The sequence below is a fragment of the Bacillus sp. FJAT-29814 genome (assembly GCF_001510715.1).
Taxonomy (GTDB): domain Bacteria; phylum Bacillota; class Bacilli; order Bacillales; family Cytobacillaceae; genus Neobacillus.
Genome location: NZ_LMTJ01000006.1, coordinates 115,415 through 126,128, shown reverse-complemented (window position 1 = coordinate 126,128; position 10,714 = coordinate 115,415). Strand labels below are relative to the sequence as shown.

15 protein-coding genes are annotated in these 10,714 nt (G+C 43.1%); 14 read left to right on the top strand and 1 reads right to left on the bottom strand.

Features of this window, described 5'->3' with window-relative positions; genetic code table 11:
• The first annotated feature begins 293 nt into the window (after positions 1–293).
• From AR334_RS29980 to kapD, 8 genes are all read left to right on the top strand, one after another.
• Positions 294–419 (top strand): YuiA family protein, encoded by a 126-nt coding sequence (locus AR334_RS29980; protein ID WP_172799249.1) that lies wholly within the window; start codon positions 294–296, stop codon positions 417–419.
• Between the two features lie 72 nt (positions 420–491).
• Entirely contained in the window at positions 492–815 is a 324-nt protein-coding gene (locus tag AR334_RS17415) for a YuiB family protein (RefSeq protein ID WP_066314224.1), read from the top strand.
• A 136-nt stretch (positions 816–951) separates the two neighbouring features.
• Complete coding sequence (locus AR334_RS17410; RefSeq protein WP_066314219.1) at positions 952–1,560, top strand: 3D domain-containing protein; 609 nt, start codon at positions 952–954, stop codon at positions 1,558–1,560.
• Positions 1,561–1,631: 71 nt separating this feature from the next.
• Complete coding sequence (locus tag AR334_RS17405) at positions 1,632–2,009, top strand: DUF309 domain-containing protein (protein ID WP_066314217.1); 378 nt, start codon at positions 1,632–1,634, stop codon at positions 2,007–2,009.
• Positions 2,010–2,075: 66 nt separating this feature from the next.
• Positions 2,076–3,584 carry a leucyl aminopeptidase gene (locus AR334_RS17400; RefSeq protein WP_066314215.1) on the top strand — a complete coding sequence of 503 codons (1,509 nt, stop codon included), beginning with the start codon at positions 2,076–2,078 and terminating at the stop codon, positions 3,582–3,584.
• A 98-nt stretch (positions 3,585–3,682) separates the two neighbouring features.
• Positions 3,683–3,946: a hypothetical protein gene (locus AR334_RS17395; RefSeq protein ID WP_066314213.1), complete on the top strand. Its 264-nt coding sequence runs from the start codon at positions 3,683–3,685 to the stop codon at positions 3,944–3,946.
• 122 nt (positions 3,947–4,068) lie between these two features.
• On the top strand, positions 4,069–4,455 hold the full coding sequence (locus tag AR334_RS17390) for a hotdog fold thioesterase (protein ID WP_066314212.1): 387 nt from the start codon (positions 4,069–4,071) through the stop codon (positions 4,453–4,455).
• A 172-nt stretch (positions 4,456–4,627) separates the two neighbouring features.
• A complete protein-coding gene (kapD, locus tag AR334_RS17385) occupies positions 4,628–5,248 on the top strand; it encodes a 3'-5' exonuclease KapD (RefSeq protein WP_066314211.1) in 621 nt (206 codons plus the stop codon).
• A gap of 36 nt (positions 5,249–5,284) precedes the next feature.
• Here the strand turns inward: kapD and AR334_RS17380 are convergent, their stop codons facing one another.
• Positions 5,285–5,668: a kinase-associated lipoprotein B gene (locus AR334_RS17380; protein ID WP_066314210.1), complete on the bottom strand. Its 384-nt coding sequence runs from the start codon at positions 5,666–5,668 to the stop codon at positions 5,285–5,287.
• A gap of 115 nt (positions 5,669–5,783) precedes the next feature.
• Between AR334_RS17380 and AR334_RS17375 the strand changes: the two genes are divergently transcribed.
• The 6 genes from AR334_RS17375 (at position 5,784) to gndA (ending at position 10,682) form a co-directional block, all read left to right on the top strand.
• Complete coding sequence (locus AR334_RS17375; RefSeq protein ID WP_066314208.1) at positions 5,784–6,527, top strand: peptidylprolyl isomerase; 744 nt, start codon at positions 5,784–5,786, stop codon at positions 6,525–6,527.
• A gap of 68 nt (positions 6,528–6,595) precedes the next feature.
• A complete protein-coding gene (locus AR334_RS17370; RefSeq protein ID WP_066314205.1) occupies positions 6,596–6,805 on the top strand; it encodes a hypothetical protein in 210 nt (69 codons plus the stop codon).
• Positions 6,806–6,904: 99 nt separating this feature from the next.
• Positions 6,905–7,414, top strand: a complete 510-nt coding sequence (locus tag AR334_RS17365; RefSeq protein ID WP_066314202.1) for a superoxide dismutase family protein — start codon at positions 6,905–6,907, stop codon at positions 7,412–7,414.
• A gap of 118 nt (positions 7,415–7,532) precedes the next feature.
• Entirely contained in the window at positions 7,533–7,802 is a 270-nt protein-coding gene (locus AR334_RS17360; protein ID WP_066314196.1) for a hypothetical protein, read from the top strand.
• Positions 7,803–7,925: 123 nt separating this feature from the next.
• The gene (locus AR334_RS17355; protein ID WP_066314191.1) at positions 7,926–9,140 is read left to right on the top strand and encodes a DHHA1 domain-containing protein; all 1,215 of its coding nucleotides are present in this window, start codon (positions 7,926–7,928) and stop codon (positions 9,138–9,140) included.
• 129 nt (positions 9,141–9,269) lie between these two features.
• On the top strand, positions 9,270–10,682 hold the full coding sequence (gene gndA / locus AR334_RS17350; RefSeq protein ID WP_066314189.1) for an NADP-dependent phosphogluconate dehydrogenase: 1,413 nt from the start codon (positions 9,270–9,272) through the stop codon (positions 10,680–10,682).
• Positions 10,683–10,714: the final 32 nt, after the last annotated feature.

Genomic DNA, 10,714 nt, shown 5'->3' with positions numbered 1-10,714 from the left:
ATATTTTATTAAAAGAAATCTTCAAGAATTGAAAAAAGGTTTTCATTTCTAAGCCGTAGAGTTAGGTTTCTCAACAATCTGAAGAAAGGACAGGTTTTTGCCTGTCCTTTTTAATTTATCTATAAACATTTTTTAAATTTTTCGAAAATTTAAGTAACAATTCGAAAATGTAAGAAAATTTAACTTGTATCCGCTTTCTTGTGTCATTTTGCTCGATTTTCGCTCTTTTCATTTTTTGAAATTATTGATATATTATCAGAAAATTAAGTTAATTAATCAAGGAGTTGAGAGAGATGACAGTAAAAAGCGTAGATACAAAAAATTGTGATTATTGCTCGGGGAACGGTTATTTCCAATTAGTGCTCGGCGGATCGGAAACCTGTGCGTGCTGTGGCGGTACCGGGAAGAAAAAGGACTGATTTAATAGTGTTTTTATTGACTCCCTCTTTCACATTAAGTACACTAAATGTTGATGTGAAGGGGGAATTTCAATGCAGATGAGCATTGTTGTCTTGATTATATCGATGCTATTATTTTTTGTATTATTTTTTGGAATCGGTTTTATTTTGAATATGCTGCTTCGGATGTCCTGGATCATGTCGTTCATTTATCCGATTGTGGCAATTCTGATTATCGACAGGGTTCAATTTGTTGATTATTTTACCGATAGCGGGGCTGCTTTTCAGGATCTGGGCATCCGGATTGCCTCGTTAGCGACAGCTGATATCCTGATTCTATCAAGCGGTCTGGCCGGAGCGATTGCCGCCGGATTTACCATAAAACTGTTACGAAAAAGTGGATACCAAATGTTTTAAGATCCTTAGCGATGGCTAGAGGGTCTTTTTTTTGCCATAACTGACAGGTTTAATACCTCGAAATTTTTTTCACTTCTTTTTTGAATATTTCATTGCATCTTGGGAATGAATATTTTGGGAGGAGTGAAAAAATAAAATGCATAAAATGAAAAATTGGACGAAGCGTTTTATCATGACATGCCTTTTCCTATTGGCTTTAATTGTTACGTTCCAATCTATTACGGGAATTAAGGCCCAAACGTTTGTCACAGCACTGGCAAATACAATTGCCCAAAGCGAACCTGCATCCGGGTCAGCACCTACTTTAGAAAATTCTGTAGACTGGTCAAAATATCCGAAACATACCGTAACAGCTACCGGTTATACTGCCGGAGCAGAATCAACCGGCAAAAATCAGGGACATCCCGAGTATGGAATTACTTTTTCGGGTGTAAAAGTAAAGCGTGATTTATTTTCAACAATTGCCGCCGATTTAACAGTGTATCCAATCGGCACCATCTTGTTTATCCCGGGGTATGGTTATGGGGTTGTGGCCGATAAAGGTGGGGCCATTAAGGGAAATAAACTGGACCTTTATTATGAGACAGTAGAGGATGTTTACCGGCACTGGGGCAAAAAGACGGTTGATGTTTATTTGGTGCAAAAAGGCGATGGCAGACTGACCGAGGAACAGCTTCAAGCGCTAAATGAAGACAAATCCCTGCAGGTTTTCCGCCAGCAATTTATAACTTCTGAAAAGAAATGACAGGCCGGGAGCCTGTTTTTTTATTTTTAGATTCATTACAATAGAAGTAAAAACTAAAGGGGAAGCTGGATATGGATTACCCAATGGAATACTATGAGTTTTTTGTCAGCTTTAACGAAGGCGACTATTATACTTGTCACGATTTGCTTGAGGAAATGTGGATGACCGACAAGGATAATCTTTTTTTAAAAGGTCTATTGCAGATGAGTGTGGCGATTTATCATTATGAGTATGGCAATGTAAAAGGCGCCAGAATGATGATGTTTACGGCTTATAACTACCTGCAGGCCTATCGCCCGAAGTATTGGGGCCTTGATCTGGAAAAGGTCTACCCTTTTATTGAAAAATGTTTGATGACGATTCCTCTCGATATCGACCGGGTGCCGTTTGAGCAGGTAAATGAACTCCCAAAGCTGCCGGAATTAGTCCTGTATCTGGAGGATGATTAGATAGTCGAAATATTTTTTCGTTTTCGCTATAATTAAACTCGTAAAAATTTGGAGGTGTGGGCAACAATGTTTCAGGTGAAAAATGGTTGGGAACTTACACAGAAACATGAAGGACTGGTGGTTGGACTTTTTGACAAGCCAGAGAAATTTGGCAGGCAGCTTGCCAAGCTGGATGAGCAGTTTTCAGGACAGCTGACAGAACTCGTCAAAGCTGGTGACATATCGGCAAAATTAAATGCAATTAATAAGGTACATAGTTTTGGGAAAATTGGAGCCAAGCGGATTTGGTTTGTCGGACTTGGCAAGGAAAAGGAGTTTACCTTTCACAAGCTTGAAAAAGCGTTAGGCAAACTGTTTAAAGAAATCAAAGGAAGCAAGGTTACGGAAGCGGCCGTTTATTTGGATTCCTTCCTGACTGATCAAGTAAATGGCTTGGATGCCGCCCATGCTGTTAGTGAGGCGTTGTTGCTTGCAACATACCAATTTGATGGTTATCGGCAGAAGTCAAATGAACCGGAACGGAAGCTGGAGATACTGACTGTTTATTGCGATACTGTTCCTGAAGACGAGGTTGCTGCTTCGCTTACGGTTGGATATGCATTTGGAAAAGGCACCAATTCGGCACGTACGCTCGTTAACAAACCTGGAAATATGCTGACTGCAACAGATATGGCTAATTATGCGGTTGAGCTGGCCGGGAAGTATGACTTTGAAGTGGAAATTCTTGATAAAGCGGACATTGAAAAATTGGGGATGGGTGCATTTCTTGCGGTAAACCAAGGTTCAACCGAACCGCCGAAAATGATTGTCTTGAAATACCAGGGCAAGGATGAGTGGAAGGATGTCATCGGTTTGGTAGGCAAAGGGATTACGTTTGATACCGGGGGCTATTCGATTAAAACGAAAACAGGCATTGTCGGTATGAAAACCGATATGGGCGGTGCTGCCTCTGTTCTTGGCGCGATGGAAATCATCGGAGAAACGCGACCGGAGCAGAATGTCGTTGCCGTCATTCCTTCAACCGATAATATGATTAGCGGACATGCGTTTAAGCCGGATGATGTAATTGCCTCGATGAGTGGCAAAACAATTGAAGTTTTAAACACTGATGCTGAAGGCCGTCTCGTGCTGGCAGATGCTGTCACCTATGCCAAGCATCATGGCGCCGAATATTTAGTCGATGTTGCTACCCTGACTGGTGGCGTAATTACCGCGCTTGGGGTTAATACGACCGGGGCAATGACGAATAACGAGCCGCTTTATGAGCAGGTATTGGAGGCTGCCCATGAGGCTGGAGAGCAGATGTGGCAATTGCCGTTATTTGAAAGTGAAAAAGAGCGAGTACGCACCAGTAAGGTGGCTGATTTGAATAATTCTCCTGGAAGCGAGGGACATGCGATTGTTGCCGGGGCGTTTATTGGTGAGTTCGCCGAGAATACTCCTTGGGTGCATTTGGATATTGCTGGGACTGCTACTTCTTCTAAAGCACACGACCTTGGCCCGGCGGGGGCAACCGGGGTCATGACTCGCACCTTAGCTTTGTTTGTGGAACGATTTGAGCCAATTGGAAAGTAATAAATAAATTCTTAGGCTAAGCCCGCCCACTCAAAACACTTCCTTTTCGCATATGAAATAGTGTAGGTAAATAGCATAGATAAGGAGGTAGGGCCTTTATGTATCCCTATTATCGAAGTCCATACCCTGTGGCCGATCAAAGATTTATTGGAGGGTGGGGATGGGGCTTGCCGCTCGCAATTGGCGGGCTTAGCTTTTTAGGCGGATTAATCGGTGGCGGTTTAGGTGCGTCTTTAGCTTTACGCCCTCCATTCTATGGAGGGGTCGGAGGGTTCGGATATGCCGGCTACGGTTTTGGGGCTCCAGGATTCGGAGCACCGGGATTTGGAGCGCCGGGATTTGGAGCGCCATATTATTATTGAACATAGAAAAAGCAGCTCAAGCAGGGCTGTTTTTTCTATGGGCTCAAATATTTTCTATAAAAGTAAACAGGAAAATTCTGTGAATAAGCGAATACAATTACTATAATACATATGGAGGGGATATCATGATTGAAAACACATTGATTCATGCATTAGGAATTGAAATAACCTATTATGAAAAAGGGAAAGTAGTGGCAACCATGCCGGTGGATGAGAGGACGCGTCAGCCATATGGAATTCTTCATGGTGGAGCATCCGTTGCACTTGCGGAAACAGTGGCGAGTATGGGGGCATTTGAACTAGTTGACAAGGAGACAGAAATCGTCGCGGGACTCGAAATTAATGCAAACCATGTCCGCCCTAAAAGCGAAGGAGTCGTTACTGCAGTAGGAACTGTACTCCACCAGGGCAAAACGACACAGGTTTGGGATATTAAGATTACGGATGAGCAGGATCGCCTGATTTGCATCTCGAGATGTACAATGGCAGTCATAAAAAAGAAAAATTAACCCGAAAGGAGGTGGATGAATTTTCCTCCTCCTTTTTGGCTATATTGTAAAAAAATTTAAAAAATTTACTTGAAATTCGTGTTATAATGTAAGGAATAAGCACAATTTTTTGTACAGGTTTCTCTATATAATGTAATAAACTTACTCTAAGGAAAGGTGGTGAATCTGGGAGATGGCAAAGCGGCAGCATTTATTTATTGATTTTGAGTTTACGATGCCGGAACGAAATGGCCGAATGAAAGATTTTTTTGCGGAAATTATCGAGGTAGGGATTGTTGCGGTCGTTGATGACGTTGTGACGGAGCAGTTTTCCTCCTTTGTGACTCCACTTAAATTCCCAAAATTATCCGAACGTTGTAAGTCATTCTTACATATTTCCCAACAGCAAGTGGACACGGGACTGTCATTTTTTGAATTTATTCGAAAGCTAGAAGAATTTAATAAACCAAATCTTGATACCACCATCATTACCTGGGGAAATATGGACATGAAGGTGCTGCGCCAAAATTGTCTGGCTGCAGGGGTCGTCTTTCCGTTTAACGCAAAAGAACTGGACCTCTCGATGGAATATAAACGGTTTTTCGGCGACCAGAATCAAACAGGTCTTTGGAAAGCGGTCCAGGAATATGGCAAAGAAGGAACCGGACGGCACCACCGGGCCCTCGATGATGCCTTGACTACCTACAATATATTCAAACTGGTGGAAAAGGATAAACGCTACTTGGAGAAACCAAAGCCAACTACAATTGGCGATCGGGTTGATTTTTCCAAGTTATTAAATGAATTCGCTTAAAAGGCCAAATACCTAACTGGATTTGGCCTAAATTATTTATTGGCGAAAATAATCCTTTTCTAATGAAGCCAAACAGTTTAAGCTCATCTCCGCCCATTTCGTGTCCATTTCGGTCAGTTCCTTTTTCATTTTCTCTACAGCTTCACGAAGCGATTGTAAATAATCCGGGATTTCTCCATCATATTGCTTAACCATTTGCTTCGGAATATTTGCCTGTTCCCTGAAACTTAGCGCCTTTCGTTCATGAAAAATTAGAACATCGGCATCCTTGGGATTATGCAGGTCCCCTTGCATGGGATGCTTGGCAACCGCCAATACTCTTACCAAGTAAGCCTGAGGGCGAACATCGGTAATTTCCCCAACATATTTCCCAGTTTTATAAATTCCTGTTACTTTATCTCCTATTTGCAATTCCGTCAAAATCAACACTCCTAACGATATCTTTAATTCCATTTTAGTAGAAAGTAGGATAAATTAAAAACATAGTGCAAAAATTTTTCTATTACATTAAAGTGAAAAAATGGAGGGAAGATAAATGAGAAAGAGTTTGCAAATGTTATTTATGTCACTATCAATTGTTCTGGTTTTGGCGGCATGCGGTACTGCCGACAAGAACAATGCACCGAAGCAGCAAAGCGCTCCGTCTAAAACAGAACAAAAGGAAGGAGACCAGCAAGTGACAAATTCGGTTTATCCGCAGCTTACTACAGAGGTAGCTGAGAATGAGCGGCTAGTGGAAATGGAAACTTCAATGGGGAATATCAAAATTAAGCTGTTTCCGGAAGCTGCACCAAAGGCAGTCGAAAACTTTATTAAACACAGTGAGGACGGTTATTACGACGGACTGATTTTTCACAGGGTCATCAAGGACTTCATGATCCAGGGTGGCGACCCTAACGGCAATGGGACCGGCGGCGAAAGCATTTGGGGTGCCCCGTTTGAGGATGAGTTTTCGAAGAATCTGTTCAATCTCCGCGGCGCCTTGTCAATGGCCAATTCCGGTGAAAACACAAATGGCAGCCAATTTTTTATCGTCCAAAGCAGTAAGCTTGACCCGTCGCTAAAATCACAAATGGAAAAAATCGATTATTATACTAAAGAGATTATCGCGGCCTATGAAGAAAGAGGCGGAACGCCTTGGCTTGACCAACGCCATACTGTGTTTGGACAAGTCATTGAAGGAATGGACGTTGTCGACAAAATTGCTGACACACCTGTAGATGGGAAGGACAAGCCTGAGACCGATGTCATCATTAAAAAGATAAAGGTGTTAAAATAATTGGTCCGAACCCATTTTTATTGCTATAATTTCTTTAGAGCACGTCTCTAAAGAAAGGAAAGATATCCATGTTTCAATCCTTAATCTTGTCATTATTCTTATACTTTCCGGAGGATAAGTCAGAATATATTCCTGCCGCCATCAGCTTTGCGATTTTTTTTGTGGCCTGCATTTTTACAATGCGGTTTATCATCAAGATCTCGAAACGCGAAGCGGAAAAAGCAAAAGAACTTGAAGAACGAATTGAACAAAACGAAGCCACGCAAAAGAACAGTTAGATCTATACTGTTCTTTTTTTTCTTTGCCATTAGTCTTCGAATAGTCACCATCCCGGTTGTTCATACTAATCGCAAATTGTTTATTGCGGGGGGATAGTGATGAACAAAGTCTGGTTGGTTACCTTGTTGATGTTTCTATCGGGCTGTATGGAGAAGACCATTACAAAAATAGATGTTGAAATGTACAATGATTTCGGCGATTCGCTTGGGAAAATTGAAATGCAGGAGCTATCAAGCGGGGTCCAATTAAAGGTGAATCTAAAAGGGCTTCCTTCCGGTGAACATGCGATCCATATTCATGAAAAAGGTAAATGCACTCCACCTGATTTTAAATCAGCCGGCAATCATTTTAATCCGGAGCAAAAGGAACACGGGCTGCTTCATCCAAAGGGGGCTCATGCCGGGGATTTGCCGAATTTAATTGTTGAGGATGATGGGTCTGTAAAAGCGGAACTTATGGCTCCAAATGTCACCTTAAAGGATGGGATGAAGTCATTATTTCAAAAGGACGGCACTTCCATTGTCATTGCCGAAGGACTAGACGATGGCATGACCCAGCCTTCAGGAAATTCAGGAAAACGCATTGCCTGCGGAGAAATAAAAAAGTAGTAAGGTTAGGCTATTCCTACAGAGGATTAGCCCTTTTTTCTGTTTTATAGGTATCAATCTATGCTCATCCCAGAAAATGTACATACACTACCATGAGACTTAATAGGAGGGATTATTAATGGAAAAAAGACAATTCGGCACTCCTGCAGGGATGATGCCGCAAATGGGCTATCCACACATGGGCGGCTATCCGCAAATGGGCGGCTACCCACAAATGGGAGGTTACCCGCAAATGGGAGGTTACCCGCAAATGGGCGGTTACCAGCAGTATCCGCACATGGGAGGCTACGGACAGTATGGCTATCCACACATGGGAGGCTACCAGCAGGGCTACCCTGGCCAAATGATGAGTCCATTTATGGGACAGCGGAAAAAAGATAAGAAATAAACAGAAATCATAATCGGGTACAGAATCTGCCTGTTCCTCTTGTTGAGGGGCAGGCTTTTAAGCTTGATTTCTTTTGCTTTTTTATCGAAAATGAGGGTAGGAAACTAAGATTGGAGAAAAAATATGCTCAATTCCAAAATATATTACAGGGACCCATACATAAAATCATTTGATGCTGAGGTATTAAAGCAGGAAAAAGATCAAGAAGGCAACTGGTATGTAGTATTAAATCAAACTGCCTTTTATCCAACCGGAGGCGGTCAGCCATTCGATACAGGAACGATCGCCGGTCAAAAGGTTATCAATGTTGAAGAAATCGACGGAGAAATAAGGCATTATCTTCATGCACCCCTGTCCGAGACAAGCGGCCGGGTTGAGGGGGAAATTGATTGGCACCGCCGTTTTGATCATATGCAGCAGCACCTCGGCCAGCATATTTTATCTGCTGCTTTTGAGCAATTGTATGATTACGAAACCATTGGCTTTCATTTGGGCAATGAGATTGTTACGATTGACTTAGAAACCGAAGCCCTGACACAAACGGAAATTGAAAGAGTCGAAACGCTTGCCAATCAAGTTATTTTGGAAAATAGGCCAATCGAAGTGAAATGGGTGACACAAGAGGAACTAGACCAATATCCGTTGCGCAAGGAGACAAAGGTCAAGGAGAATATCCGGCTCGTCATAATCCCTGATTTTGACTATAACGGCTGCGGCGGAACCCACACGAAATGGACTGGCGAGGTCCGTGCGCTTAAAATCCTTGATTGGGAGCGGCAAAAGAAAAAGGTGAGGCTGCAATTTATTTGTGGTGACCGCGTAATTAATCAGTTGGGTCAGAAGCAAAAGGTTTTGCTCCAACTGACCAAGCTTCTTAATGCCCCGGAGGAGGAAATGGAACAGGTCGTTGTAAGGATGCTGGAACAACGTAAGGCTATGGACAAGTCGGTTGAACAGCTCAAAGAGGAACTTCTCGAATACGAGGCGAAGGAATTAATCGAAAAACATCAGGCGGCAAGTGCCGTTAGCGAGGTGTTTCAGAATCGTTCGATACAGGAGCTGCAAAAGCTTGCCCGCATGATAATTGGAAAGAATGAAAATACAGCAGCCCTACTTGTATCACAACAGGACGACAGATTACAACTTGTATGCGCCAGGGGTTCCGCAAGAACAGAAAATATGAGGAGTTTGGCCCAATCTGCTTTCTCGCTGATTAATGGGAAAGGTGGCGGCAATGATTCCTTTGCACAGGGCGGCGGACCTGCACAAATTTCCGGTTCCGAGCTGCTTCAGTACTTAACACAGTCGTTGATGACAAATCAGGAAGTCTCTCGTTAAACTGTAAGGATGAGCTTTCTATTTGGGCAAATACTAAAGTTGAAAAGTGTTATCATTTTATTGTAAAAATATAATCGCTTATAATTATGTTTTATGTAGAATTTTTAGCACCTAGAAGGGATGATAGAATTGAAAAAACAACAGGTAGGTGTAGTCGGAGTCGGCGTCATGGGCCGGAGCCTAGCGTTGAATTTTGAAAGCAAAGGCTTTTCTGTGGCGGTATATGACCTCTCCGCAGAAAAAGTGAATGAAATCTTAGAGCACCATCACGAGAAAAATATTGTTGGTACAGCCAATATTGCAGAGTTTATCCAGTCGCTGGAGACGCCCCGGAAGATTTTATTAATGGTCAATGCGGGCCCAATAACCGATAAGGCAATTGAATCGCTGCTGCCGCACTTAGATCAGGGCGACATCCTAATTGATGGAGGAAACAGCTATTACAAAGATACAATCCGCCGCAATGCAGAGCTTGCACATAAAGGAATTTTGTTTATTGGTGCCGGCGTTTCCGGAGGGGAAGAAGGGGCGCTTACCGGACCGGCGATTATGCCGAGTGGACAGAAAGAAGCATATGAGCATGTTGGTCCGCTGCTGACTGCGATTTCTGCCAAGGTAAACGGCGAACCATGCTGTACATATATTGGGCCAAATGGTGCCGGGCATTATGTGAAAATGGTGCATAATGGCATTGAATACGGCGATATGCAGTTGATTTGTGAGTCATACGATTTAATGAAATCACTGCTCGGGCTATCGGCACAAGAGCTTCATGAGGTTTTTAACGACTGGAACCAAGGTGAGCTTGATAGCTATTTGATTGAAATTACCGCTGATATTTTTTCAAAGATCGATGAGGAAACCGGCAAGCCATTGGTTGATGTCATCCTTGATACGGCCGGCCAAAAGGGAACAGGCAAATGGACCAGCCAAAGTGCCCTTGACCTTGGGGTACCGTTATCGATGATTACTGAGTCTGTATTCTCGCGCTTCTTATCTGCAATGAAGGCGGAACGGGTGAAAGCAAGTGAAGTCTTAAAGGGGCCGAGCGAAATTATATCCATTGGAAACAAATCGGAGTTTATTGAATTAATCCGCAAAGCCTTATACTTTAGCAAAATTATTTCCTATGCCCAAGGCTTCACTCAATTTAAGGTCGCATCCCGTGAATACGAGTGGGATTTAAAGCCAGGTGAAATTGCGAAGATTTTCCGGGGTGGCTGCATTATCCGGGCAGGCTTCCTCCAGAATATCATGGATGCTTATGACCGTAATCCTGATTTGGATAACTTGCTGCTCGACAGCTATTTCCAATCGGTGACAGCGGACTACCAGGATGCCGCAAGGGAAGTGGTTGCTACCGCTGTTAAAGCCGGTATTCCGGTTCCGGGAATATCAAGTGCCTTGGCTTATTACGACAGCTACCGGTCCGCGGTGCTGCCGGCCAATCTGCTTCAAGCGCAGCGCGACTATTTCGGCGCTCATACGTACCAGCGCATTGATAAGGAAGGTACCTTCCATACAGAATGGCTGGAAAAATAAATGACAAGAACCCGCACATTCCATGCGGGTTC

Bases quoted from the DNA above. Each gene is read 5' to 3' on its own strand.
- AR334_RS29980 (WP_172799249.1), top strand. From the start codon at position 294: ATGACAGTAAAAAGCGTAGATACAAAAAATTGTGATTATTGCTCGGGG.
- AR334_RS17400 (WP_066314215.1), top strand. From the start codon at position 2,076: ATGTTTCAGGTGAAAAATGGTTGGGAACTTACACAGAAACATGAAGGA.
- AR334_RS17405 (WP_066314217.1), top strand. From the start codon at position 1,632: ATGGATTACCCAATGGAATACTATGAGTTTTTTGTCAGCTTTAACGAA.
- AR334_RS17355 (WP_066314191.1), top strand. From the start codon at position 7,926: ATGCTCAATTCCAAAATATATTACAGGGACCCATACATAAAATCATTT.
- AR334_RS17410 (WP_066314219.1), top strand. From the start codon at position 952: ATGCATAAAATGAAAAATTGGACGAAGCGTTTTATCATGACATGCCTT.
- kapD (WP_066314211.1), top strand. From the start codon at position 4,628: ATGGCAAAGCGGCAGCATTTATTTATTGATTTTGAGTTTACGATGCCG.
- AR334_RS17365 (WP_066314202.1), top strand. From the start codon at position 6,905: ATGAACAAAGTCTGGTTGGTTACCTTGTTGATGTTTCTATCGGGCTGT.
- AR334_RS17375 (WP_066314208.1), top strand. From the start codon at position 5,784: ATGAGAAAGAGTTTGCAAATGTTATTTATGTCACTATCAATTGTTCTG.
- AR334_RS17370 (WP_066314205.1), top strand. From the start codon at position 6,596: ATGTTTCAATCCTTAATCTTGTCATTATTCTTATACTTTCCGGAGGAT.
- AR334_RS17395 (WP_066314213.1), top strand. From the start codon at position 3,683: ATGTATCCCTATTATCGAAGTCCATACCCTGTGGCCGATCAAAGATTT.
- AR334_RS17360 (WP_066314196.1), top strand. From the start codon at position 7,533: ATGGAAAAAAGACAATTCGGCACTCCTGCAGGGATGATGCCGCAAATG.
- AR334_RS17415 (WP_066314224.1), top strand. From the start codon at position 492: ATGCAGATGAGCATTGTTGTCTTGATTATATCGATGCTATTATTTTTT.